At 70.1% G+C, this 19,893-nt stretch carries 18 protein-coding genes and 2 pseudogenes; 15 read left to right on the top strand and 5 right to left on the bottom strand.

Annotated elements, in window-relative coordinates:
• Positions 1 to 89 precede the first annotated feature (89 nt).
• Positions 90 to 2,978: an FAD-binding and (Fe-S)-binding domain-containing protein gene (locus QA861_RS19585; RefSeq protein ID WP_334589626.1), complete on the top strand. Its 2,889-nt coding sequence runs from the start codon at positions 90 to 92 to the stop codon at positions 2,976 to 2,978.
• A gap of 381 nt (positions 2,979 to 3,359) precedes the next feature.
• Positions 3,360 to 3,644 carry a hypothetical protein gene (locus QA861_RS19580; RefSeq protein WP_334589625.1) on the top strand — a complete coding sequence of 95 codons (285 nt, stop codon included), beginning with the start codon at positions 3,360 to 3,362 and terminating at the stop codon, positions 3,642 to 3,644.
• 270 nt (positions 3,645 to 3,914) lie between these two features.
• Here QA861_RS19580 and QA861_RS19575 read toward each other — a convergent pair whose 3' ends face one another.
• Positions 3,915 to 4,238 carry a hypothetical protein gene (locus QA861_RS19575; protein ID WP_334589624.1) on the bottom strand — a complete coding sequence of 108 codons (324 nt, stop codon included), beginning with the start codon at positions 4,236 to 4,238 and terminating at the stop codon, positions 3,915 to 3,917.
• Positions 4,238 to 4,543: a hypothetical protein gene (locus QA861_RS19570; RefSeq protein ID WP_334589623.1), complete on the bottom strand. Its 306-nt coding sequence runs from the start codon at positions 4,541 to 4,543 to the stop codon at positions 4,238 to 4,240. Before QA861_RS19570 ends, QA861_RS19575 begins: the two co-directional genes overlap by 1 nt.
• A 159-nt stretch (positions 4,544 to 4,702) precedes the next feature.
• On the opposite strand from QA861_RS19570, the gene QA861_RS19565 reads away from it, so the two are divergent.
• The 4 genes and pseudogenes from QA861_RS19565 to QA861_RS19550 all read left to right on the top strand — a co-directional run.
• Positions 4,703 to 4,942, top strand: coding sequence for a GntR family transcriptional regulator (locus tag QA861_RS19565; RefSeq protein WP_334589622.1), 240 nt, complete (start codon positions 4,703 to 4,705; stop codon positions 4,940 to 4,942).
• Between the two features lie 98 nt (positions 4,943 to 5,040).
• Positions 5,041 to 5,412 (top strand): hypothetical protein, encoded by a 372-nt coding sequence (locus tag QA861_RS19560; protein WP_334589621.1) that lies wholly within the window; start codon positions 5,041 to 5,043, stop codon positions 5,410 to 5,412.
• 86 nt (positions 5,413 to 5,498) lie between these two features.
• Positions 5,499 to 6,122, top strand: a complete 624-nt coding sequence (locus QA861_RS19555; RefSeq protein ID WP_334589620.1) for a nucleotidyltransferase family protein — start codon at positions 5,499 to 5,501, stop codon at positions 6,120 to 6,122.
• A gap of 43 nt (positions 6,123 to 6,165) precedes the next feature.
• Positions 6,166 to 6,314, top strand: a pseudogene (locus QA861_RS19550) (peptidoglycan bridge formation protein FemAB); the annotation flags it as partial.
• A 485-nt stretch (positions 6,315 to 6,799) separates the two neighbouring features.
• On the opposite strand, the gene QA861_RS19545 reads toward QA861_RS19550, so the two are convergent.
• Positions 6,800 to 7,288, bottom strand: a complete 489-nt coding sequence (locus QA861_RS19545) for a hypothetical protein (protein ID WP_334589619.1) — start codon at positions 7,286 to 7,288, stop codon at positions 6,800 to 6,802.
• Between the two features lie 175 nt (positions 7,289 to 7,463).
• On the opposite strand from QA861_RS19545, the gene QA861_RS19540 reads away from it, so the two are divergent.
• The gene (locus QA861_RS19540; protein WP_334589618.1) at positions 7,464 to 8,534 is read left to right on the top strand and encodes an EamA family transporter; all 1,071 of its coding nucleotides are present in this window, start codon (positions 7,464 to 7,466) and stop codon (positions 8,532 to 8,534) included.
• A 69-nt stretch (positions 8,535 to 8,603) separates the two neighbouring features.
• Here QA861_RS19540 and QA861_RS19535 read toward each other — a convergent pair whose 3' ends face one another.
• Positions 8,604 to 8,915 (bottom strand): hypothetical protein, encoded by a 312-nt coding sequence (locus QA861_RS19535; RefSeq protein WP_334589617.1) that lies wholly within the window; start codon positions 8,913 to 8,915, stop codon positions 8,604 to 8,606.
• 177 nt (positions 8,916 to 9,092) lie between these two features.
• On the opposite strand from QA861_RS19535, the gene QA861_RS19530 reads away from it, so the two are divergent.
• The 3 genes from QA861_RS19530 to QA861_RS19520 all read left to right on the top strand — a co-directional run bounded on the left by QA861_RS19530 (position 9,093) and on the right by QA861_RS19520 (position 13,048).
• Positions 9,093 to 11,087, top strand: coding sequence for a sensor histidine kinase (locus QA861_RS19530; protein ID WP_334589616.1), 1,995 nt, complete (start codon positions 9,093 to 9,095; stop codon positions 11,085 to 11,087).
• A gap of 6 nt (positions 11,088 to 11,093) precedes the next feature.
• Positions 11,094 to 11,783, top strand: a complete 690-nt coding sequence (locus QA861_RS19525; RefSeq protein ID WP_334589615.1) for a response regulator — start codon at positions 11,094 to 11,096, stop codon at positions 11,781 to 11,783.
• Positions 11,784 to 12,073: 290 nt separating this feature from the next.
• A complete protein-coding gene (locus tag QA861_RS19520; protein ID WP_334589614.1) occupies positions 12,074 to 13,048 on the top strand; it encodes a serine protein kinase RIO in 975 nt (324 codons plus the stop codon).
• Between the two features lie 438 nt (positions 13,049 to 13,486).
• Here the strand turns inward: QA861_RS19520 and tnpA are convergent, their stop codons facing one another.
• Positions 13,487 to 13,915: an IS200/IS605 family transposase gene (gene tnpA, locus QA861_RS19515; RefSeq protein WP_334589613.1), complete on the bottom strand. Its 429-nt coding sequence runs from the start codon at positions 13,913 to 13,915 to the stop codon at positions 13,487 to 13,489.
• Between the two features lie 49 nt (positions 13,916 to 13,964).
• Here tnpA and QA861_RS19510 point away from each other — a divergent pair, with 49 nt between their 5' ends.
• The 5 genes and pseudogenes from QA861_RS19510 (at position 13,965) to QA861_RS19490 (ending at position 19,890) form a co-directional block, all read left to right on the top strand.
• Complete coding sequence (locus tag QA861_RS19510) at positions 13,965 to 15,176, top strand: RNA-guided endonuclease InsQ/TnpB family protein (RefSeq protein ID WP_334589612.1); 1,212 nt, start codon at positions 13,965 to 13,967, stop codon at positions 15,174 to 15,176.
• 33 nt (positions 15,177 to 15,209) lie between these two features.
• Positions 15,210 to 15,368 (top strand): annotated as a pseudogene (locus QA861_RS19505) (aminoglycoside phosphotransferase family protein); the annotation flags it as partial.
• A gap of 348 nt (positions 15,369 to 15,716) precedes the next feature.
• Positions 15,717 to 16,544, top strand: coding sequence for a TIGR03084 family metal-binding protein (locus QA861_RS19500; RefSeq protein ID WP_334589611.1), 828 nt, complete (start codon positions 15,717 to 15,719; stop codon positions 16,542 to 16,544).
• Complete coding sequence (locus QA861_RS19495) at positions 16,541 to 18,289, top strand: acyclic terpene utilization AtuA family protein (RefSeq protein ID WP_334589610.1); 1,749 nt, start codon at positions 16,541 to 16,543, stop codon at positions 18,287 to 18,289. Before QA861_RS19500 ends, QA861_RS19495 begins: the two co-directional genes overlap by 4 nt.
• A complete protein-coding gene (locus QA861_RS19490) occupies positions 18,286 to 19,890 on the top strand; it encodes an acyl-CoA carboxylase subunit beta (protein ID WP_334589609.1) in 1,605 nt (534 codons plus the stop codon). The genes QA861_RS19495 and QA861_RS19490 overlap by 4 nt, the downstream gene beginning before the upstream one ends.
• Positions 19,891 to 19,893 lie beyond the last annotated feature (3 nt).

Raw genomic sequence — 19,893 nt, 5'->3', positions numbered from 1 at the left:
GCGGTGTTTCGGCTTGGTCCCCACAAACCGGCCACGTTTCGCCGGGCGCTCGGACGGTCACTGTCAGTGGTGGGATGCATGCTGGGGGCATGACGGATCTTCGGCCGCTGGAGGCGGAACTGCGGAAGGCCGTCCGGGGCGAGGTCGGTTTCGACGCCATGTCCCGGGCGCTGACCACCATGGACGCGTCGAACTACCGGCGCGTCCCGCTGTGCGTGGTCGCCCCGCGCGACGCGGACGACGTCGCGGCGGCCCTCGCCGTCTGCCGGGCGCACGGGGTGCCGGTCGTGGCGCGCGGCGGGGGCACGTCGATCGCCGGTCAGGCGACGGGCACGGGGGTCGTTCTGGACTTCACGCGGCATATGGGCCACCTCCTCTCCCTCAACCACGAGGAACGGACCGCTGTTGTTCAGCCAGGGCTGGTTCTCGACCGTCTTCAGGAGGCCGCCGCCCCGTACGGCCTGCGTTTCGGCCCCGACCCGTCGACCCACGGCCGCTGCACGCTCGGCGGCATGATCGGCAACAACTCCTGCGGCCCGCACTCCGTCGCCTGGGGCACGACGGCGGACAGCGTGCGGGAGCTGACGGTGATCCGCGCGCGCGGCGACCGCCTCCGCCCGGGACAGGGTTGGGCGGGCGCCCCGGAGGGCCTGCGACAGCTGGCGGAGGGCGAGTTGGCCCGTCTGCGCACGGGCTTCCCAGACCTCCCCCGCCGCATCTCCGGGTACGCGCTGGACGCACTGCTGCCCGAGAAGGGCGCGGACGTCGCCCGTTCCTTCTGCGGCTCGGAGGGCACCCTGGGCATTGTCACGGAGGCGGTCGTCCGGCTGGTCGAGGCCCCACGCGCGCGTGCGCTGGCCGTGCTGGCGTACGCGGACGAGAGCGGGGCGGCGGACGCGGCGGCGGGCCTGCTGCCGTACGGTCCGCTGACGGTCGAGGGCATGGCCGCCGACCTGGTCCGCACCCCCGCCGACCTGCCCCGGGGCGGCGCCTGGCTGTTCGTGGAGACGGGCGGCGCGAACCCGGCGGAGGCACGCGCGCGTGCGGACACGATCGTGCGCGCGGCGGACGTCAAAGACGCCCTCGTGGTGTCCGACCCGGCCGGCCGGCGCGCCCTGTGGCGCATCCGGGAGGACGCGAGCGGCACGGCGACGCGAATGCCGGACGGCACGGAGGCATGGCCCGGCTGGGAGGACTGCGCGGTACCCCCGCCCCGACTGGGCGCCTACCTCAGGGACTTCAGGCGGCTCCTCGCCGATCACGGCCTGCGCGGCACGCCGTACGGCCACTTCGGCGACGGCTGCATCCACGTACGCATCGACTTCGACCTCCTGACCGTGCCGGGCGTGGCCCGCTTCCGCCGTTTCTCGGAGGACCTGGCGGAGCTGGTGGTGTCGCACGGTGGCTCCCTGTCCGGCGAACACGGCGACGGCCAGGCCCGCGCGGAACTGCTCCCGAAGATGTACGCCCCCGAGGTGATCGCCCTCTTCGAGCGCACGAAGTCCCTCTGGGACCCGGACGACCTCCTGAACCCCGGCATGCTGGTCCGCCCCGCCCGCCTGGACGAGAACCTCCGCTTCGCGGTCCTCCCCCGCGAGCCGGTGGACGTGGCCTTCGGCTACCCGGCGGACGGCGGCAACTTCGCGGCGGCGGTCAGCAGATGCGTGGGCGTGGCCAAGTGCCGTACGCCGGCGGCGATCGGCAAGGGGAGTGCAGGGGGACAGGGGGGCCCTGGGGCCTCGGGAGGTGGCGGAGGCTCAGATGTCATGTGCCCGTCCTTCCGGGTGACGGGCGAGGAGGCGCACTCCACGCGCGGACGGGCCCGGCTGCTGCACGAGATGCTCGCGGGCGAGGTGATCACGGACGGCTGGCGCTCGGAGGAGGTCCGCGACGCCCTGGACCTGTGCCTCTCCTGCAAGGGCTGCCGCTCGGACTGCCCGGTCGAGGTCGACATGGCCACGTACAAGGCGGAGTTCCTCCACCACCACTGGGCCGGCCGACTGCGCCCGGCGGCCCACTACGCGATGGGGTGGCTGCCGGTATGGCTGGGGGCGGTCGCCCGTACGCGTACGGCGAGGCTGGTCAACTCCCTTGCTGGGGTGAGGGTATTGGCGGTGCTGGCGAAACGGCTCGGCGGAATCGCACCCGAGCGGGAGATCCCGACGGTGGCGGGGGAGACGTTCAGCCGGTGGTGGCGGAGACGGGCGGCTGCGCCTGACAGTGGCGGGCGTCGTCAGGAGGTCGTCCTCTGGCCCGACACGTTCACCGAGCACTTGAGTCCTTCGGTGGGACAGGCGGCCGTACGGGTACTGGAGACAGCGGGCCTGGAGGTGACGCTGCCGCCGACCGGACGCACCCGCACCCGCACCCGTGTCTGCTGCGGCCTGACGTACGTCTCGACGGGTCAACTGGACCGTGCACGTGCGGTGTTGCGGCGCACGCTCGACCTGATGGAACCGGTCCTGGACATGGGCACCCCGGTGACGGTCCTTGAACCGAGCTGCGCGGCAGCGCTCCGCACAGACCTGCCGGAACTACTGCCCGACGATCCGCGCGCGCGGCGCCTCGCCGACGCGGTCCTCACCTTCGCGGAGACCCTGGAACACCACGCCCCCGACTGGACCCCGCCCCGCGTGAACCGGCCGGCGACCGGCCAGACCCACTGCCACCAGCACGCGGTACTGGGCGACGCGGCGGACCGCCGACTGCGCACGGCGGCGGGCCTGACGGGTGAACTGACGGGCGGCTGCTGCGGCCTGGCCGGCAACTTCGGCTTTGAGAAGGGCCACTACGAGGTGTCGACGGCCTGCGCGGAGGAACAGCTGCTGCCGGCGGTCCGGGAGGCCGCCGAGGGGACGGTGATCCTGGCGGACGGCTTCTCGTGCCGGACCCAGCTTCTGCAACTGGCGGGGGCGCGGGGGCGGCATCTGGCGGAGGTGCTGGCGGAGGGGCTGCAGGCTGGGAGTGAACACGCATGACGTTCTGCACCCGGGCACGTGGGCGCGGGCACGGCGTAAGGGCTGACGTACAGGCGCTGTGGGTCGCGGTGGTGTCAGGGAACTGTTGTAGAGCGTGGCGACTTCGCTCGCGGTCAGTGGGCCGGGACAAGGTAAGGAACGGTTCAGTGGATCGACACCAACGGCCACAACCGGGGCATCTAATTTAGAAGTCGATTTCTTCGCCCAATGGCAGTTCAGTGTCAGGCACTGGAAGTGGGTCCGTCACTGGATCCCCTACTGGGGCTGGATGGCGCATCAGCGATCTGAGACGTGCCCGGGGGCGGGAAACCCTTCCCGCCCCCGGGCTTTCGGCGTCACCGACAACAATTACTGACTCTGACCGAGAGTAGGATTCCAGATATGACCAGCCATGGACTCGACGCGAGCCGCGTCTTCCTGTTCGCTGTCGCCGCGGCCGGCATTGTCATCAATGTGCTCTCCCTCGCGCGAGTCGGCCCCTGGAAGGAACGCCAGCAGAGAACGGCACTGCCTCTTCTGCTCCTGAGTGCCGGAATCGGTATCGGGGCGCTTTCCGGTTTTCCCTCGACCCATCGGCTGCTCTGGAACTCGATACTGTTGCCGCCGAGTATGGTGCTTGTGCTCCTCAGCGTGTACTTCTTCCTGCGCATAGGGGCAAGTCGCTGAGTAGCCCGATACGGATGATCTCTCGCACGCAGGCGCCGGTAGCGGGGCGAACATGAAGAACGGGCCCTTCGACAAAGACGTGATTTTCGAGACCCGACTCGTCCGAGGAGTGCCGTTGCCAGGGCTGTTGTTATCCCAGTTGACCGCCCTCGACGCCACCGGGTCCACTGCGGCCACTCTCCCGTGTGACTGTCACGTGCACATGTACGGAGCGATCGTGGCGAGATGACTCGGGCCGCCATCACGACATCAGGTTGGCGGCCCTGCCGCTCAGTTCAGCCGGTCAAGCCGTTGCCCCCGGCTCTCGGCCACGCGGAGCGCATCCCGGAGAGCCCCCGTCAACCGCTCAGCCAGGAAACGGAGTTCGCCCCGTGGAGTGACCGGGAGCAGTTCGTGGGCGTGCGCCAGCAGTTCCGTGCCCATACCGAGCTGGATCGACTCCGTCGCGTCGGCCAGCCGGGAAACGGGGCCACCGTGGTCGTCGGTGATCAGGTAACAGGGCCTGCCCTCCTGGCCGGTCCAGGGCAACAGGCGTGGCTCGTGCGGCAGTTCAGGGGCGTCAGTCGACTCCGTCGACACCGGGTTCGCTCGCATCAGGCGACCTCCATCCCGTGGATCCAGTAGGGGCCGGGCATGTCCAGCCCCAGGGTGGCCATCGCCAACTCCCGTCGTCGTAGCCGTTGTTCATGGGCGACGAGGTACGGGCGTACGGACCTGGTGGCGGTGCCGTCGATGCGGGCGTCGGCCTCGACGCCGTACGGGCTGCGGTGGGTGGGGAGTGGGGTTCGGGGCGGGGTGGTGGGTGCGAGGGAGGTGGTCGGGGGCGTGCGGCGGTGCGTACCGCGTGGGGCGAGCAGGAGGCTCACCCAGGTGATGAGGCGGCCGATAGGGTCGGTCACTGTCGTCAGCTCCGTTCGGATCCAGCTGGTGGCCATGCCCCCCGGACGGCTTGCTCCCGTCGCGGGGGTCTTCAATAGCCTCAGGCTACGTAGGGCATTCTAGGCATGCTAGGGGTCCCCTGTATCGCATAACGACCTAGGCATACGCATGCTGGAGCGGTGATCGAATTTGTTCCCGACATCCCACGCTGGCGCCAGGTCGCGGAGGTGGTGCGAGGCCGCATCGCCGACGGCACCTATCCGCCACGTACGCGAGTCCCCTCCGTCGTGCAGCTCACCGGGGAGTTCGGGATCGCCAACGCGACCGCGCACAAGGTGCTTCGCGCGTTGCGGGAAGAGGGGCTGACCTACACGGAGCCGGGACTCGGCTCTTTCGTCGTCAGGCGCCCCGACGCTTGAGGCGTTGAACTGCGGCCGGGGTGCTGATCGGCGCTGGTACGGCCTATGTGCTCGCTAACCCCACCGACAACTCGACCGTCTGGGCTGGTGAGGCTGCGATGAGCGTCGTGTACTGGCTCGTCATCGCCCTCTGCGGAGTGGTGGGCACCACGTTCCTCCGGTTCGCCGGGCGGAGCCGGCGGGAGGGGATCTCGTACGCCCACGGGATGCGTTTCGTGCCGTACCCGGACGACTTCAGGACCGGCATCGAGCGGGCCTTCGGCATGCTTGGCGTCTTCCACTGGGTGGCAGCCCTGTTGATGGCCACCGTCCTGCTCGCCCCAGGCTCCCTCACCATGTGGGAGGCGGGGCTGCTGGGCACCCTGCTGGCTGCGCTCCTGACCGGCGTGACTCTGACGCTGTCGATCGTCTGGTTCAACCGCCCCGCTTCCTCGTCCCCCCGCACATGCGCGCCCAACGGGGGACGGTGAAGGCGCGCGTGCCCGGCCGCAGGAGCTGCTGACCGCCCGGGGAACGCCCCGAGGCGTGGAGTGGTGCCCTGTGATAGGCAGGGCTGATGATCGGTCGGCTTCCTCTGGACGAACAACTCGGGGTCCTGCGCGAGGCGTTGTCCCGCAACGACGTGTTGGTGGAGGTGCTGGCCCGCACCGCGACGCTGGATCTGCCTGGGTGGTACCTGACCGCCGGGTGTCTGTTCCAGACCGTGTGGAATGTGGTCACCGACCGGTCGCCGACCAATGGAATCAAGGATTACGACGTCTTCTACTTCGACGACGGCGATCTGTCGTGGGAGGCGGAAGACAGGGTGATCCAGGACGGACGGGAGATCTTCGACGGCCTGCCCGCAGAGGTCGAGATCCGCAACGAGGCCCGGGTGCACCTCTGGTACGAGGAGAAGTTCGGCGTCCACTGCTCGCCGTACCGGTCCACCGAGGGGGCAATCGACAACTTCGCGGCGACGACGTGTTGTCTAGGCGTACGCCTGGAACGGGACGGTCGCTGGCGGGTGTACGCGCCGCACGGCCTGTCGGACGTGTTCAACCTTGTCGTCCGACCGAACCCGGTACTCGCCCCACAGGCCGTCTACGAGGCGAAGGCGGCACGGTGGAGGGAGCAGTGGCCCGAGTTGACCGTGCTCGACTGGCCTCGGCCGAGTGGCGCACGGGACGGTCGGAGTTGATCTCCTAGGGTGGTAGGCCCGGCCTGCTCAAGGAGCCTCACTCGTGTCTCTCGGTGTCCAGCCCGTCAGCCGCGCCGAGCATCTGGCGTTCGTCGCGGCCCGCCCTCCGCCAGCCATATGCAGGTGCCCTCTTGGGGCGATGTGAAGCCGGACTGGCGGGCGGAGAGCCTGGGTTGGTTCGACGACGGGGATGGTGGGCATCAGAAGACACGTACGCGCGGCTCGGATCGCCTCGGTGCGGGTGATCAACGTTCCGATGTGGCTGCGGGCCGGGGTGTCGAGAACGCAGGCTGCCGTTTCGGCGAACCCGGCGCGGCGTGCGGGTCTGCTATTCGGTCGCCTTGGGGTGGCCGAGGCTGGCCTTCATCAGCCAGACGATGCGCCGCTCTTCGTCGATCACGTACCAGATGCGCCCGCCGCCCGTGACTTCGATCTGCCACTGCGGGAGCCGTTCACCTCTGGAGTCGCGTAGGTGAGATCGAATTTGAGCTGGTGGTGGCGATCCGACTGGACTGCTGGGCTTGGGTCGGTGCGCATCTGTTCCCACGCTTTGTGGGCGTTACCGGGCGCCTTGTTTCCGACCTCTCGCCATCCTTCGACCGTTGCGGTCTCCCCGTACCGGACGTCGTATTCGTTTTTCCCCGGTCGTGGCGCGACCGGGTCCCCTTTCTTCGGACTCACTCGGAGTGAACCTCCGGCGGCTCGACAGGGCCGAGATCCTCACTCGCCGGAGTGATGAGCGCGCGGTGCAATTCCGTGTCCGCGTGGATGAGTGCGGTGGATTTCCATGCGGCGATCACCGGGGCGAGCAAGTTCACGTTGTCGAGGTCGACCGCTGCGCGCGCGCTCTCGACGAACTCGACGAGGAACTCGCGCACGGCCGCCTCGGGCAGGAAGCGCACCCACGGGAACGCGTCGGGAAAGACATGCGTGAGGATTTTTGTCGCCTGGGGGTCGCTCTTCATCATGGCGACGAAGATCCGGGTGGTGGAGTCGACGACCTGCGTGGCCTCGTCCGCACGGGCCGCAGTGGTGAGGTACAGGTCTTCGTCGTCGCGTCGGTGCAGGCGGATGCCTCGACGGACGCTGCCCTGCATACGAGCCACCGTGTCCTTGGGCTTCTGGAGCAGCTCTGAGAAGTTCGCTTCTATGGGCATGACGGTCATGACTTCAAAGGTAGTTCAGAAGTCCAGGGATGTCTACCGACCGCCCGCCTCCGCCGTCGGTCGACGCCTTGGGTGTGCACGGATTCGCACACACTCCCCAGTCCATTACTCTGGACGGTGAAGTGCATCGCATTGTACGGAGATCGCGCGTACATCCTGGGAAGGCCCTGTAAAGATGACCAGTGCTGAGCGTCTGCCCGCATGGGCCGTCGTGGCCGGACCGGTCGTGCCCGCAGGCGTGGGGGATGCCGTGTCGCCCTCCGTCAACCTGCCCGCTCTCGTCGTTCCCACCCCCGGGGGCTCTCGGGGGCGGCACCGAGGGGCGCGTAAGGGGTGGGGGACCCTGGGGGCCGTAGGGCTCGTGCTGTCCGGGGGGATATCCGTGCAGTTTGGCGGGGCGCTCGCCGTGACGCTGTTGCCGAGGGCCGGGGCCTTCGGGATCGTGACGCTGAGGCTGGTGGCCGCCGCGCTGATCATGCTGGTGGTGTGCCGGCCCAAGGTGCGCGGGTACTCGCGGGGGGACTGGGGAGTGGTCGTCCTGTTCGGGGTGACCATGGCCGCCATGAACGGGCTGTTCTACCAGGCCATCGGGCGGATCCCGCTCGGGCCCGCCGTCACCCTGGAAGTGCTCGGACCGCTCGTCCTGTCGGTCATCGCCTCCCGTCGCGCGCTCAATCTCGCCTGGGCCGGTCTCGCCCTCGCCGGGGTCTTCCTGCTCGGCGGTGGCAGCTTCGACACCCTTGATCCCGTAGGGGTCGCCTTCGCGCTCGGCGCCGGTGTCATGTGGGCGGTGTACATCGTCCTGAGTTCCCGTACGGGACGGCGCTTCCCGCAGGCCGACGGGCTGGCGCTCGCCATGGTGGTCGCCGCGGTGGCGTTTCTGCCGCTTGGGGTCGTGGAGTCGGGCGGCAAGCTGCTCGACCCGACGACCGTGGCGCTGGGCGCGGGGGTGGGCGTGCTGTCGTCCGTCCTGCCGTACACGCTTGAGCTTCTCGCCCTGCGGCGCCTGCCCTCCTCCACCTTCGCGGTCCTGATGAGCCTGGAGCCCGCTGTGGCCGCCTTCGCCGGGTTCCTGATCCTCCACCAGGCCCTCTCCGTCCCCGAGGCCCTCGCGATCTCCCTCGTCATCGTGGCGAGCATGGGTGCGGTACGGACCCAGGTGGGCCGCAAGAGGGCCCCGGTCGCGGTCGTCGACGAGGCCGCCGAACCCCCTGTGGTCAAGAAGCCGTTGGAGTTGGAGGCGTAGGGGCGCTGTCTCGTCCACGGGGAACGACAGCCGGGTCGGTCGGCCCTACCCGGTGTCACCACTTCGGGATCACGACGCGGCGGTTGACTTGTCCGGCCCCTCCTCGCCGCCGTGCTCGCGGCCCGTGCGGAGTCGGCGTGCGACGGTCAGGGCGTACCCCGCCAGGCTGATGGCGGTCAGTGTCACGGCGGTGTGGGCGGTGCCCACATCGACCGGATCACCGCCCAGTTCGAGCGCTGACACGACGAAGGAGCCCGCCGGATACGTCACCACGCACAGGACGAGGGCAAGCCAGACCGGGGGCGTATGGCGTTCCAGCGTGCACAGGGCGGTCACGGCGACGAGGACGAGAAGGGGTACGACGATGTCATCGAGCTGCATACCGACAGCGTCATCGAGTCGGACGGAGAAGTCGTCGTGCGGTGGCACGGTCCTCACCTCTACCGGAGGGTGGTCGCCCCGGTCGGCCGTCTCTACCGAAAGGTAGATGCCGCCGGGAACAGGTCGGTCCGGCGCAGGACGTACCGGCGGGACGGCACCTCGTAGGCTCATGCCCTCATGGAAACGTTACGGAACTGGCTGCTGCCGCCGGCCGTCGCGGCCTGCCTCCTGGTGTGGCCGGGACCGGAGGTCCTGAACGGCGGCCACGACAGCTCCCGCGAGGAACTCGCGCTCACCCTCGCGGTGGCGGCCGGGACGGTCGTCGCGCTGGGCCTGCGACGGCGCGCGCCGCTGGTGGCGCTGGCCGGGGTGGCCGCCTTCTACGGGCTGGCCCTGCTCACGGACGCCCCGGACGCGGTCCAGATGTTCGTCTTCGTGAGCGACCTGGTGGCCGTGTACTCGGTCGCCGCCCGCACCACCCTGCCGGTGACACTGCGGGCGGTCGGCGGCCTCCTCTGCTACCAGGGCCTGGTCGACTTGGCCGTCGACGGCGTGAGCCTCCCGGCCGGTGCCGGGCTGATCGTCGCCGTCGCGTTCCACCTGGGGGTCGTCGGGCTCGGCCGGGGCCGCGCTCACCAGTCGGCCGCACGAGCGCGGGCCGCCGCCCGGCTGGCCCGCGCCCGGGCCGAGGGCCATGGCGCGGGGGCGAGTGAACGGCGCAGGCTCGCGCGGGAGTTGCACGACGTGAGCGCCCACCACCTCACCTCCGTGGTCGTCACCGCGGAGGCCGCCCGGCATCTCGCTGCCAGCCGTCCCGAACTGGCTGCGGAGGCCCTCGACTTCGCCGCCCGTACCGGCCGCGAGACCCTGACCACCGTGCAGCAACTGGTCACCTCCCTGGGGGGCGTCGAGGAGAGCGACGACGTCCTGCTGGGCACCCGGATCGAGGAACTCGCCCACGGCTTCGTCCGCCTCGGGCAGCGAGTGGAGATCACGAGCGACGCGGGCGTCGACCTGGCCGGCCCGCAGGTGACGGAGGCGGTGTTCGGTATCGCCAGGGAGGCCCTCACGAACACGCTGCGCTACGCCCCGGGGGCGGTCGTACGAGTCGGCCTGCGGGACCTGGGCGACGGCTGGCTGGCGCTCACCGTCGACGATGCCGGAGGGTCCCGTACGGATCTGGAGGCCGGCGCCTCCGGTGCGGGCGGCCGGGGTCTCGGGTCGGGTCGGGGCATGACCGGTATGCGTGAGCGCGCCGAGGCGGTCGGCGGCACCGTGACCGCAGGGCCGGGACCGGACCCGTCCGGGGGATGGTCGGTACGGGCGGAACTGCCGTCCCACCCGGGACAGACCGTACGTCCATCGACCGGAAGGGGCAGAGCGCTGGACTGGCGCCTCGCCTCGCACGCCCTGCTGCCGGCCGCCGGAATCCTTCCGGCGGTGTTCCTGTTCGTCGAGGACCGGGACGCGCCCGCCCTGTTGCTGCTGAGCGTGCTGCTGATCGTGCAGCTGTCGCCGTTGCTGTGGCGGCGGGCGTCGCCCTGGCCGGTGCTGGCCGCGCTGCTCGCGGGAACCTGGCTGTGGCCGTGGCCGCCCGGCTCCGCCGCGGATCCCTGGCTGGCCCTGACCGCGGGCGCTTGCGCGCTGGTGGGCGGGGTGTACGCGGTGGGGGCGTACGGCCGTGATCCGTGGGCGACTTGGGCATCGGTGCCGCTTGCCGCACCGGTGCTGGCCGGCGCGGTGACGGTGACAGCGGCGCGGGACGGCACCATCGGCGGGGACCCGGCCGGGGCCCTTGCCGTGGGGGTCAGCGTGTTCGTCCTGACGGTGGTACTGCTGCCGCTGTTCGGCTGTGCGTGGCTGGCGGGCTTTCTCGTCCGGTCCCGGCGCGGGCAGGTCGCCCGCCGCGAGGACGGCGAACTGGGCGCGCTCGTCCACTGGGCGCTCGCCGCGGCGCACTGGGAACGGCAGCGGGTCGCCACCGGACTGCGTGCCGCGGTCCTCGACCGGACCCATGAAGTGGTCGGCGCCGCCGAGGAGGGCCGCCTCGACGACGTGGCGCCGGCGGCCCGTGAAGCGCTGGCGGCGATGCGTGAGCTCCTGGGCAGCCTGCGCGACGGCACCGCTGCCGACACCCTGCCCATGAGCCCTGCCGAGGGCTCGATAAAGTGACGCCCCATGACCTCGCCCTCCACCCCAGCCCGGGTCCTGGTCGTCGACGACCAGGCCGTGGTCCGCGCGGGATTCGCGGCCATCGTCGACGCGGAGCCGGACTTCGTGGTGGTCGGCGAGGCGGGTGACGGCGCCGAAGCGGTCACGCTGGCCGGCCGGCTGACCCCGGACGTGGTCCTGATGGACATCCGCATGCCCGCCATGGACGGCCTGACGGCGACGAGTCTCCTGACCGGCCCGACGTCGGGCCACATACCCCGGGTGCTCGTCCTGACCACCTTCGACCTCGACGCCTACGTCTACGAGGCCCTGCGCGCGGGTGCCTCCGGCTTCCTGCTCAAGGACGCCCAGCCGGCCGAACTCCTCACGGCGCTCAGGGTGGTGGTCGCCGGAGAGGCCATGCTGGCCCCCGCGGTCACCCGCCGTCTCATCGACACGTTCACGGCAACCGCACCCACACCACGGGCCGCCCCCGCGGCGCTCGACGTCCTCACCCCCCGGGAGCGCGAAGTCCTCTCCCTGATCGCGACCGGCCTGGCCAACGCCGAGATCGCCACTCGCCTGGGCGTCGCCACGGGCACCGTGAAGACCCATGTCAACGCGCTCCTGAGCAAACTGGAGCTACGAGACCGGGTGCAGGCGACGATCTTCGCGTACGACACCGGCCTGGTGCGCCCGAATCCGTCGCGCCCCTGAACGGCGTGCGCGGCGCCGGGAGTTGACCGACGGGTCCCGGCGGGTGAACCGCTGTGGGGGAGGGCCTCCACAGCAGGTGGCCGGAAACCACGCACCGCTGGGCCGGCCGTACCGGGCCGCCTGCACCGGGCCGGACTTATTCGGTTGCCGCTCCTTACGTCCGCCCCTCACCATGGGCGCGACACCGGGAGCTGCCCGGTACTCCATGAGAGGAGGCACGACCGTGACAACGACTGTCCTCGGCCTGCCCGCAGACCGCCTCTGTCTCACCTCATGGAGCACCTCCAGCTATGTCTCACGACGATCTCTCGCAGCACCCACAGCACCCACAGCACCCACAGCACGCTCAACGCCCTCAACACCCGGCATTTCCTCACGACTTCAGCGCCGGCGCGTACGGCCACGTCCCGCCACCGGACGACCTGGGCGATGTCGACCACCGGTTCGTCTTCGACTTCCGTTCCTACGACGACCTCGAGGACGGCCAGCGATGGTCGACCTGGCTCAGCGTCGAACCTCTCTGCCGAGGTCCCGAACCGCTCCCGGACTGGGTGGTGACCTCACAGGGAGCGGTCGACACCGAGCTCGGCGTCCTCAAGACCGGTAAAGAGGCCGACGTCCACCTCGTCGAGCGCGCCGACCCGCTCGATCCCGCCGTCGGCGTGGTCATGGCGGCCAAGCGGTACCGCTCTCCCGAACACCGGAGCTTCCACCGCGCCGCGTCCTACACCGAGGGCCGCTCGATGAAGCGGTCACGTGACGAGCGGGCCGTCAAGCGCAAGAGCACCTTCGGCCGGCAGGTCGCGGCCGGCGAGTGGGCGGTGTCCGAGTGGGGCGCGTTGGTGCGGCTCTGGAATCTCGGGTTGCCGGTTCCGTATCCGGTCCAGATCGACGGCACCGAGATCCTGATGGAGTGGATCACCGTCGTCGACGAGGACGGCGCCGTCCAGACCGCGCCGCGGCTCGCCCAGACCCGTCCCTCACCCGAACTGCTGGCAGCGTACTTCGAGCAGCTCACCGATGCGCTCGCGACGATGGTGCAGAACGGTGTCGTGCACGGCGACCTCTCGGCCTACAACATCCTGGCCGCGGGCGAACGCCTGGTCATCATCGACCTGCCGCAGATCGTCGACCTCGTCGGCAACCTCAACGCGATGGGCTTCCTCCAGCGCGACTGCGCCAACATCTGCGGCTGGTTCCGCTCGCGGGGCCTCGACGTCGACGAGCAAGAGCTGTTCGCGGAGCTCATGGCGCACGCCTTCTGAACCGGGCGGCCGCTGCTGAGTTGCGCTCGTGAGGCGCGACCCGGCAGCGGTCCGGCCGGGCCTTCGCCATCCCCAGACACCAGCGCCGGCCTCCAGAACCACAGCCGAAGCCGAATGCTGGAAGCCGACGTCACGCGGGGCAACGAACAGGGCCCGTCCGCTTTCACGGACGGGCCCTGTGATCGAGCGCCGGGCAGGCCTTGCACCTGCATTTCCCCGCAGGAAGCGGGGCGTCTTTCCTTGGACCACCAACGCAGCACCAGCCACCCGAAGTTGCGGCGACCAGCTCAAGATCAAGTGTAGCCCATGCGGCCGGGCCCCCTTCAACTGTCCATCCCTTGTTCTTCGCAGGGAATCTGGCCTTCAGGCCGGGCGGGAATGCGATCCTCGGCCCGGAGGTGCGAAGCGCCGGAGATCACTACGTCTGTGTGGTGACGGTCATGCCGGGCGCCTTTGGTTCTCGATGTACTCCCTGACGACGCTCATGGGTGCGCCGCCGCAGGACCCCGCGAAGTAGGACGGGGACCAGAACACCGAGCCCGTCCCGATCCGGTTGATCCGGCCGGTGTACTCCGCGCGCAGATAGCGGGAGCTGACACCTTTGAGGCTGTTGACGAGTTTGGACAGGGCGACCTTGGGCGGGTAGTGCACGAGCAGGTGGACGTGATCACCTTCGCCGTTGAACTCCCGCAGCTCCGCGCCGAAGCTCTCGCACACGTCCCGCATGATCTCCTCGCAGCGCGTCAGCATCTCGCCGTTGAAGACTTCCCGCCGGTATTTGGTGACAAACACCAAGTGCACATGGAGGTTGAAAATTACATGGTTTCCCCGTCGAACATCAGGATTTGGCTCCCAGCGTGGTGACATGCGCCAAGTGTAATAAGATCGAGCGCACTGACCGGAGGGGGTGGGCTGGATGATCCGTGCGTACAAGTTTCTCCTGCGGCCCACCGTCCGCCAGGCCCAGGCGCTCGGCGAGATGCTGCGCGACCACTGCTCCCTCTACAACGGGGCGTTGCAGGAACGCCGCGACGCCTGGCGGCACGTCTCGAAGACCAGCGTCACGTACGGGATGCAGTCCGCGCAGCTCAAGGAGATCCGGGCCTTCGACCCGGAGCGGCAGGGCCGGTGGTCGTTCAGTTCGCAGCAGGCCACCCTGCGCCGCCTGGACAAGGCGTTCGCGTTCTTCCGCCGGGTCAAGTCCGGCGAGGCGCCGGGATATCCGCGCTTTCGCGGGGTGAACTGGTTCGACACGGTGGACTTCCCCAGGGACGGGGACGGCTGCCGGTTCAACTCCACCCCGCACGACCCCGCAACCCGAGTCCGCTTCCAGGGCGTCGGCCACGTGAAGGTCAATCAGCACCGGCCGGTGGCCGGCCGCGTCAAGACCGTGTCGGTCAAGCGCGAGGGCCGAAAGTGGTTCGTCGTGCTCAGCGTCGAGCAGGACCGGCCCGAACCGCTGCCCGCGACCGGCTCCGTGGTCGGCATCGATCTGGGCATCGCGAACTTCCTCGCCGACTCCCACGGCGATTTCGTGCCCAACCCGCGCCACGGCCGCCGCGCGGCCGAAAAGCTTCAAGCCGCGCAGCAGGCCCTGTCCCGGTTCCCGCGCCGCAAGGCGAAGGACCGCACCGGCAACCACCGGCGCGCGGTGGAGAAGGTCGCCCAGTTGCACGGGAAGGTGCGGCGCCAGCGGCTCGACCACGCCCACAAGACCGCCCTCGGCCTGGTCCGCGCGCACGACGTCATCGCGCACGAAGATCTCACGATCCGCAACATGAGCAAGGCCCCCGCACCCAGGCCCGACCCCGACCGGCCGGGCGCCTTCCTGCCGAACGGGGCCGCTGCGAAGGCCGGGCTCAACAAGTCGATCAACGATGCCGGTTGGGGGGTGTTCCTGACGATCCTGCACGCCAAGGCTGAAAGCGCCGGACGGGAAGTGATCGCCGTGGACCCCCGCAACACCTCCCGCACCTGCCCCGAATGCGGGCACATCGCGAAGGAGAACCGGCCCACACAGGAAAAGTTCCACTGCGTCGCCTGCGGCCACCACGCGCACGCCGACACCGTGGCAGCCACCAACGTTCTACGGGCCGGGCTGGTCCGTCGCCACGCCAACCCGGCATAGCGAGAAGCCCCCTCGTTCACGAGGGGGAGGAGTCACCTCTACTGGCGGCTGCTCGACGCCTTGGGCTACGCCCCGGACGCGGAGAAGCTCGCCGTCCCGTGGCGTGAACTGGGCCGTGTCGATCTGACGGCCGGTGTCCTGACCCAAAGGCTGGAGGGATACATCGGATCCCTTCTCAGTCGCTACGCCTGAACAGAGCCGGGATGCCCGGTACGACCGGCACGCCCGGGAGCGCGAAACGTCTCACCCCCATGGAGGATCACCCGTGTCCGACGCCAAGGCCGAACTCGACCAACTGAACTCGATGGCCTGGGACGACGAAGACGACGAGTAGGGGACCAACCCCGAGATTAATGCAAGCATGCTTGCTTGTTTATGGCGTCGCTGCCATCCTTCGTTCGAGAACGGACCGCCCCACGCCCCACGGTCCGGAACGACGCCCCACCGTCCGGAACGACGCCCCGCCGTCCGGAGTCACGCCTCAGCGTCCGCGCCACGCCTGAGCCTCCGGCGCCACGCCCCACCCGAAGGGAAGCGCCCGTGTCCGACCCCTCTGCCGATACGTGGGCCGTCATCGACGACCTGCGCCAGGAAGGCGCCCAACTCGACGACCTGGTTGCCGAGTTGAGCAGAGAGCAGTGGGCCCTCGACACCCCCGCCCCCGCCTGGACCGTCGCCCATCAGATCGCGCACCTCGCCTGGACCGACCACTCCTCCGTGCTGGCCGTGACCGACCGGGCCGCCTTCGACCGTGAGGTGGAGAACGCGCTGACCTCGCCCGGGGACTTCGTGGACAACGGCGCCGAGGAGGGGGCGGGGAAGCCGCCCGCGCGGTTGCTCGCGGACTGGCGGGCCGGGCGCGAGGCCCTGGCGAACGCCCTGCGTGCGGCACCCGCCGGGGCACGGTTTCCCTGGTACGGGCCGCCGATGTCCACCGCGTCCATGGCGACCGCCCGGCTGATGGAGACCTGGGCCCATGGTCTGGACGTGGCCGACGCGCTGGGTGTGCCCCGGGTCGCTCCCACCGCCCGGCTCCGGCACATCGCCCGACTCGGTGTCCGCACCCGCGACTTCGCGTTCGGTGTGCATGGGCTGACCCCGCCGTTCGACGAGTTTCGCGTGGAACTCGTCGGACCCGCAGGGGAGTTGTGGACGTACGGTCCGGAGGATCCGAAGCAGGCGGTCGGCCGAGTCACCGGCCCCGCCCTCGACTTCTGCCTCCTCGTCACCCAGCGTGCCCATCGCGCCGACCTCGCCCTGCACGCCGAAGGCGCCGACGCCGACCAGTGGCTCGACATCGCCCAGGCTTTCGCGGGCCCGCCGGGCAACGGCCGCGTACCCAAGGGGAGTGGCGGGAACGGCCGGTGACCGTCCCCCGATCCGCGCCCCGAACCCCCCTGCGCGTCGGCAACGCCTCCGGCTTCTACGGTGACCGTTTCGACGCCATGCGCGAGATGCTCACCGGCGGTCAACTCGACGTCCTCACCGGCGACTACCTCGCCGAGCTGACCATGCTCATCCTCGGCCGTGACCGCCTCAAAGACCCGAAGGACCCGTCGGCCGGGTACGCCCGTACGTTCCTGCGGCAGTTGGAGGAGTGCCTCGGGCTCGCCCATGAGCGTGGAGTGCGGATCGTCGCCAACGCCGGTGGCCTGAACCCGGCGGGCCTCGCCGAGAACGTCCGGAAGCTGGCCGACCGGCTCGGCATCCCCGTCCGCGTCGCCCACGTCGAGGGCGACGACCTCACCGCCGGGCATCCCGACAGCCTTGCCGCGCACGCCTACTTGGGCGCCTTCGGCATCGCCGCCTGTCTGCGCGAAGGCGCGGACATCGTCGTCACCGGCCGCGTCACCGACGCCGCCCTCGTCGTCGGGCCCGCCGCCGCCCACTTCGGCTGGGTGCCGGAGGACCACGATCGGCTCGCGGGTGCCGTCGTCGCCGGGCATGTGCTGGAGTGCGGTACGCAGGCCACCGGCGGCAACTACGCCTTCTTCGCCGAGCACATGAACACCGAGCACGTCCGCCGCGGTCCCCGCATCCTCCGTCACCCCGGCTTTCCCCTCGCCGAGATCCACCCCGACGGCACCAGCGTCATCACCAAGCACCCCGGCACCGGCGGCATCGTCGACGTCGGCACGGTCACGGCCCAACTCCTGTACGAGACACAGGGCGCCCGGTACGCCGGCCCCGACGTCACCGCCCGCCTCGACACCGTCCGCCTCACCCAGGACGGGCCCGACCGGGTACGTATCCACGGCGTACGGGGGGAAGCGCCCCCGCCCACCCTCAAAGTGGGCCTCAACCGGCTCGGCGGCTTCCGTAACGAGGTCACCTTCGTGCTCACCGGGCTCGACATCGAGCTCAAGGCCGCGCTCGTCCGGGACCAGCTGGAAACCGTGCTGTACGGGGCCAAGTCACGGCCTTCCGAGGTGAGTTGGACCCTCGCTCGCACCGACCACCCCGACGCGCCCACCGAGGAGACGGCCAGCGCGCTGCTCCGGCTCGTCGTCCGCGACCCCGACCAGAACACCGTGGGCCGCACGCTCAGCGGCGCCGCCGTCGAACTCGCCCTCGCCAGCTACCCCGGGTTCCATGTCCTGGCACCCCCCGGAAAGGGCGCCCCCTACGGGGTGTTCGAGGCGGAGTACGTCCCCCAGGACGCCGTGAGCCACGTCGCCGTACTCGACGACGGACGCCGGATCCCCGTACCCCCGCCGCAGGACACCCTCGTACTGGAAGAGCCGCCGGAACCGCCTCCGCCCGATCCCCTGCCACCCGGCCCTGCCCGACGCGCCCCCCTCGGACTCCTCGCCGGTGCCCGCAGCGGGGACAAGGGTGGCAACGCCAACGTCGGTGTCTGGGTGCGTACGGACGAGGCCTGGCGCTGGCTCGCACACACCCTCACCGTCGACCGCTTCCGTGAACTTCTGCCGGAGACCGCCGAGTTGAACGTCGTACGACACACCCTCCCGCACCTCCGCGCCCTCAACTTCACCGTCGAGGGCATCCTCGGCGAGGGCGTCGCCGCGCAGCACCGGTTCGATCCGCAGGCCAAGGCGCTCGGCGAGTGGCTGCGCTCCCGGCACCTCGACATACCGGAGGCATTGCTGTGACGGTCCTGGCGTCCGCGCTCGACACCGCGTCCCCGGAGTACGCGTCCCACCGCGAGTCGATGCTCGGCAGACTCGCCGACCTCGACGCCGAACACGACAAGGCGCTCGCCGGCGGCGGGGAGAAGTACGTGGCCCGGCACCACGCCCGGGGCAAACTCCTCGCCCGTGAACGTATCGAGCTGCTCCTCGACCCCGACACGCCCTTCCTGGAGCTGTCGCCGCTCGCGGCCTGGGGGAGCGAGTACGCGGTCGGGGCCGCCCTCGTCACCGGTATCGGGGTCGTCGAGGGCGTGGAGTGTCTGATCACGGCCAACGATCCGACCGTGCGCGGCGGCGCCAGCAACCCGTGGAGCCTGCGGAAGGCCCTGCGCGCCAACGACATCGCGCTCGCCAACCGGCTGCCCTTCATCAGCCTCGTCGAGTCGGGCGGCGCGGATCTGCCGTCCCAGAAGGAGATCTTCATCCCCGGCGGAGCGGTCTTCCGCGATCTCACCCGGCTGTCCGCCGCCGGGATTCCCACGGTGGCGGTCGTGTTCGGGAACTCGACGGCCGGTGGGGCGTACATCCCCGGTATGTCCGATCACGTGATCATGGTCAAGGAGCGCGCCAAGGTGTTCCTCGGCGGGCCGCCCCTCGTCAAGATGGCCACCGGCGAGGAGAGCGACGACGAGTCGCTGGGCGGCGCCGAGATGCACGCGCGCGTGTCGGGCCTCGCGGACTACTTCGCCCTCGACGAGCACGACGCCCTGCGCCAGGCCCGCCGGGTCGTCGCCCGCCTCAACCACCGCAAGGCGTACGCCGATCCGAGCGCGACCGACGTCCAGCCGCCCAAGTACGACGCCGAGGAACTGCTCGGCATCGTCCCGGGGGACCTGCGCACCCCGTTCGACCCCCGCGAGGTCGTCGCGCGCATCGTCGACGCCTCCGACTTCGACGAGTTCAAGCCCCTCTACGGAACCAGCCTCGTGACCGGCTGGGCGACGCTGCACGGCTATCCGGTGGGCATCCTCGCCAACGCCCAGGGGGTCCTGTTCAGCGCGGAGTCGCAGAAGGCCGCCCAGTTCATCCAGCTCGCCAACCAGCGTGACATCCCGCTCCTCTTCCTCCACAACACCACCGGTTACATGGTCGGCAAGGAGTACGAGCAGGGCGGCATCATCAAGCACGGCGCGATGATGATCAACGCGGTCTCCAACTCCCGCGTCCCGCACCTGTCCGTCCTCATGGGGGCGTCGTACGGCGCCGGGCACTACGGCATGTGCGGACGCGCCTACGACCCCCGTTTCCTCTTCGCCTGGCCCAGCGCCAAGTCGGCGGTGATGGGCCCGCAGCAGCTCGCCGGCGTGCTGTCGATCGTCGCCCGCCAGTCGGCCGCCGCGAAGGGGCTGCCGTACGACGAGGACGGGGACGCCGCCCTCCGCGCGATGGTGGAGCAGCAGATCGAGTCCGAATCGCTCCCCATGTTCCTCTCCGGGCGGCTGTACGACGACGGCGTCATCGACCCGCGCGACACCCGGACCGTCCTCGGCCTGTGCCTCTCCGCGATCCACACCGCCCCTTACGAGGGCGCCCGCGGCGGCTTCGGCGTCTTCCGAATGTGAGGA

This window comes from Streptomyces sp. B21-083, assembly GCF_036898825.1.
Lineage (GTDB): Bacteria > Actinomycetota > Actinomycetes > Streptomycetales > Streptomycetaceae > Streptomyces.
Note: the sequence above shows the minus strand (reverse complement) of the source record. Positions and strands in the feature narration are given on the sequence as shown.

What these genes read in the sequence shown, in the direction of transcription:
- QA861_RS19510 (WP_334589612.1), top strand. Translation starts at nt 13,965, where the DNA reads ATGATCCGTGCGTACAAGTTTCTCCTGCGGCCCACCGTCCGCCAGGCC.
- QA861_RS19575 (WP_334589624.1), bottom strand. Translation starts at nt 4,238, where the DNA reads ATGCGAGCGAACCCGGTGTCGACGGAGTCGACTGACGCCCCTGAACTG.
- QA861_RS19560 (WP_334589621.1), top strand. Translation starts at nt 5,041, where the DNA reads ATGAGCGTCGTGTACTGGCTCGTCATCGCCCTCTGCGGAGTGGTGGGC.
- QA861_RS19525 (WP_334589615.1), top strand. Translation starts at nt 11,094, where the DNA reads ATGACCTCGCCCTCCACCCCAGCCCGGGTCCTGGTCGTCGACGACCAG.
- QA861_RS19580 (WP_334589625.1), top strand. Translation starts at nt 3,360, where the DNA reads ATGACCAGCCATGGACTCGACGCGAGCCGCGTCTTCCTGTTCGCTGTC.
- QA861_RS19535 (WP_334589617.1), bottom strand. Translation starts at nt 8,915, where the DNA reads ATGCAGCTCGATGACATCGTCGTACCCCTTCTCGTCCTCGTCGCCGTG.
- QA861_RS19545 (WP_334589619.1), bottom strand. Translation starts at nt 7,288, where the DNA reads ATGACCGTCATGCCCATAGAAGCGAACTTCTCAGAGCTGCTCCAGAAG.
- QA861_RS19540 (WP_334589618.1), top strand. Translation starts at nt 7,464, where the DNA reads ATGACCAGTGCTGAGCGTCTGCCCGCATGGGCCGTCGTGGCCGGACCG.
- QA861_RS19530 (WP_334589616.1), top strand. Translation starts at nt 9,093, where the DNA reads ATGGAAACGTTACGGAACTGGCTGCTGCCGCCGGCCGTCGCGGCCTGC.
- QA861_RS19555 (WP_334589620.1), top strand. Translation starts at nt 5,499, where the DNA reads ATGATCGGTCGGCTTCCTCTGGACGAACAACTCGGGGTCCTGCGCGAG.
- QA861_RS19520 (WP_334589614.1), top strand. Translation starts at nt 12,074, where the DNA reads ATGTCTCACGACGATCTCTCGCAGCACCCACAGCACCCACAGCACCCA.
- tnpA (WP_334589613.1), bottom strand. Translation starts at nt 13,915, where the DNA reads ATGTCACCACGCTGGGAGCCAAATCCTGATGTTCGACGGGGAAACCAT.
- QA861_RS19585 (WP_334589626.1), top strand. Translation starts at nt 90, where the DNA reads ATGACGGATCTTCGGCCGCTGGAGGCGGAACTGCGGAAGGCCGTCCGG.